This is a genomic window from Nonomuraea turkmeniaca, assembly GCF_005889735.1.
GTDB lineage: Bacteria > Actinomycetota > Actinomycetes > Streptosporangiales > Streptosporangiaceae > Nonomuraea > Nonomuraea turkmeniaca.
Genome location: NZ_VCKY01000478.1, coordinates 1 through 2,727, shown reverse-complemented (window position 1 = coordinate 2,727; position 2,727 = coordinate 1). Strand labels below are relative to the sequence as shown.

Sequence of the window (2,727 nt, the reverse complement as noted above, 5' to 3'; positions counted from 1 at the left end):
GCCTGACCAGGGACCTCACCCGAGAGGAAGGGGTCTGGGCGACGAGGTGACGGCCTTCAGCGGGCCTGTGGACAACCGCACAGACCCGCACAACCGGCAGGACCCCGCCGCGAGCATGGACTCCGACACTCCTGCATAGCGCCATCCAACGAGCTCCCCCGAAAATCCTCAGCTGGGATGACCTGCTTTACACCAGCGTCCTAGGGCAGGACGTGTTTCCGCGGTGTTAGCCCGGCCGTGCGGCTACGGCTTCCGCCCCCCGTAATCGCGCAACACGGCGGCACCGGCCGCGGCCGCCCCCGGGCGAAGTCGGTGACCTTGCTGGAGGGAACCTCCTGCCCACCGCCATCACATGATCACGGGACACGCTCCAGTACAGCTCATGCTCGGCCCGATGGCGACGCACCTGCTGCTCCCCCGCCCTGGAGGCTGCTATGGGGCCGGGGATGCCCTTGGCGGAGGAGACGTGCGGGCTGTTCACCGAAGCCTTCCTCCGCGCCGCCGCTCTCCCGGCCGCCAGGTAGATCTTTTTCTCTGATTTGTCACCAATCGGGCACGGCCGCATACAATTCTCGAATGCGTTTCGTCCCTTTTGTCGTGATTGTCGCTGCGGCGACGTTCAGCCTCACCACCCCCGCGTCGGCCATCACCAACGGATCGGCTGACGGCGACACGCACCCCGAAGTCGGAGCCCTCATCGGCGACAGGGCGAATCCCGACGGAACGTGGTCCTACTGCACGGGGACTCTCATCTCGCCCACCGTCTTCCTTACCGCCGCCCACTGCGGCGAGCGGAAGCAGAAGACCGCCAAAGTGTCCTTCGCCAGCCGCTATGAGCCCGGATCCAAGCTCTACGCCGGCCGGTACGTGCCGGACCCGCGATACAAGGACAACTCCGACCTCCATGACATGGCCGTGGTCATCTTCAACACGCCCGTCACGGACATCAAGCCCGCCCAGCTGCCGAAGGCGGGCCTGCTCGACGAGCTCGAAGCCGGCAACCGCCTGAAGAACGCGCGTTTCACCCCGGTCGGGTACGGCTCCCTGAACCCGACCAAGAGCAAGTCCAAGAACAAGAAGGGCCACGAGACGCGCTTCCACTACACCGACACCCGCCGCCAGACGTCCATCTCCTTCGACGATCTCTCCCGCAAGTGGCTCGACCTGTCGGTGGACTCCAAGACGGACGGCAGCACCTGCTTCGGCGACTCGGGCGGCCCCAACTTCCTCGGCGGGCCCACCTCGCACCTGCTTATCGCCACGTCGATCAGCGGAGAAGACGACGCCTGCAAGGGCACCAACTACGACTATCGCCTGGACACCGCCACCGCCCGGAAGTTCCTCGGCAAGTACGTCACGCTGCCCTGAACCGCCGGGTCGATCACTGGACAGATGGTGCGAGCGCTTTTGGAGCTGGGAGCCGACCGGTCACTACGGGATCACGATGACGATGCCACCCCGCTGGAGTGGGCACTGTTCGCCGGCCCGACCGAGGTGGCCGAGCTCTTGAGCCAGTAGCGGCCCCTCCTGCCGGAACCCACTGCCGCGACACCACACTGCCCAGCTAGCCCGCATCGCCAGCGCTCTCCAAATCACTCATCGTGCAGAGCACTGGCGAGGTCCGCGGCGAAGACATATAGCGGGTCCAGCCGAGATACGGCCATGGGTTGATCTTGAAGCCGTTGACCTGGGCGAACAGCAAGTCGCCGGTACGGCTGAGCCTGGCCTTCACTTCCGAGGTCAGCCAAGGAGGCTAAACGGCTGTTTGCTCCACTGGCCACCGGCCGGTCGCTGCGCGCCAGGCGAGGAATGCACCGGCGAGGACCCAGATGAAGCCGATGGTGCCGTCCTCAAGAGTGCCCCGCGGGCCGCCGCGATCCGCCATCAACGAGACGAGGGATGCGACGATCGTGCTGGCGACGTAACCGGCACCTGCGAGCCCGAGCCCAAGACCTATCCGCGCGACAAGGTGCGCGCGGAAGGCGCCTCCCACGTACACGCCGAGACCGCACATCCCAGCGAGGGTCCCCCACCCACCGACCTGCAACTCCGGCACGTACTGATCGGCGCCGAAGTACACGACGACCATCACCACGAGCGCCGCCCCGCCGACCACGGCAAGGGCGGCACAAATCCCGAGCACCACTCGGCTCACGACCGCGGCCATCAACACTCCGCACCATCCGGCTACATGGACGACCTTAAGGTAATCCGGCCCGATCGGGACCGGTCCCGGTTCCGATCGGGCGTGGTCGTCGGAGTCGCCATGCACGGTCTGCGCCCCCATCGCTCGTGACTCCGTATCCCCCGCATGCAAGCCGAGCCGACGACCAAGCCGATGCTCGGATAGCCGCAATGAGCCCAAAGTAGCGCGGAGAAACTACGAGCACGGGGTGTAGTGGGGGCAGTCCCCTGGAGGTCGCGTGCCGTGGCCCGGCGGCCGGTCCGGCGTAGGACGGTGGCTACGACCCCGCGGGCATTGGCCCGGGTGAGCGAGCTGGCTTGGCCGCCCCGACGGGGCTCGGCCCCTCCCCCGACCCGGCACGTCGCCGTGTCACGGGGTCCGGAGAGGACCCCGTGACGAGCTGTGCTGCGCGGGCCGGCATGCCGTCAAGCGGCGTCGAGGGCTTCGGTGATCTTGCGGGCCATCTCCGCCAGGGTGGGGCTGGGCTCGCCCTGGTGGGTCCGGGCGGCTGCGTCGATGGCGACGGTGACGGTGCGGCGGAA

The 2,727-nt window shown here is 67.3% G+C and carries 3 protein-coding genes; 2 read left to right on the top strand and 1 reads right to left on the bottom strand.

The window, feature by feature from the left end; translation table 11 throughout:
• Positions 1 to 576: 576 nt before the first annotated feature.
• Together ETD86_RS53770 and ETD86_RS59525 are read left to right on the top strand one after the other, a co-directional pair.
• Positions 577 to 1,368: a S1 family peptidase gene (locus ETD86_RS53770; protein ID WP_138674299.1), complete on the top strand. Its 792-nt coding sequence runs from the start codon at positions 577 to 579 to the stop codon at positions 1,366 to 1,368.
• 24 nt (positions 1,369 to 1,392) lie between these two features.
• The gene (locus ETD86_RS59525; RefSeq protein ID WP_281287123.1) at positions 1,393 to 1,518 is read left to right on the top strand and encodes a hypothetical protein; all 126 of its coding nucleotides are present in this window, start codon (positions 1,393 to 1,395) and stop codon (positions 1,516 to 1,518) included.
• Between the two features lie 235 nt (positions 1,519 to 1,753).
• Here ETD86_RS59525 and ETD86_RS53765 read toward each other — a convergent pair whose 3' ends face one another.
• A complete protein-coding gene (locus ETD86_RS53765; RefSeq protein WP_138674298.1) occupies positions 1,754 to 2,167 on the bottom strand; it encodes a hypothetical protein in 414 nt (137 codons plus the stop codon).
• Between the last annotated feature and the right edge of the window lie 560 nt (positions 2,168 to 2,727).

Excerpts from the sequence above, each read along its gene's own strand:
- ETD86_RS53770 (WP_138674299.1), top strand. The coding sequence starts at position 577 with ATGCGTTTCGTCCCTTTTGTCGTGATTGTCGCTGCGGCGACGTTCAGC.
- ETD86_RS59525 (WP_281287123.1), top strand. The coding sequence starts at position 1,393 with ATGGTGCGAGCGCTTTTGGAGCTGGGAGCCGACCGGTCACTACGGGAT.
- ETD86_RS53765 (WP_138674298.1), bottom strand. The coding sequence starts at position 2,167 with ATGGCCGCGGTCGTGAGCCGAGTGGTGCTCGGGATTTGTGCCGCCCTT.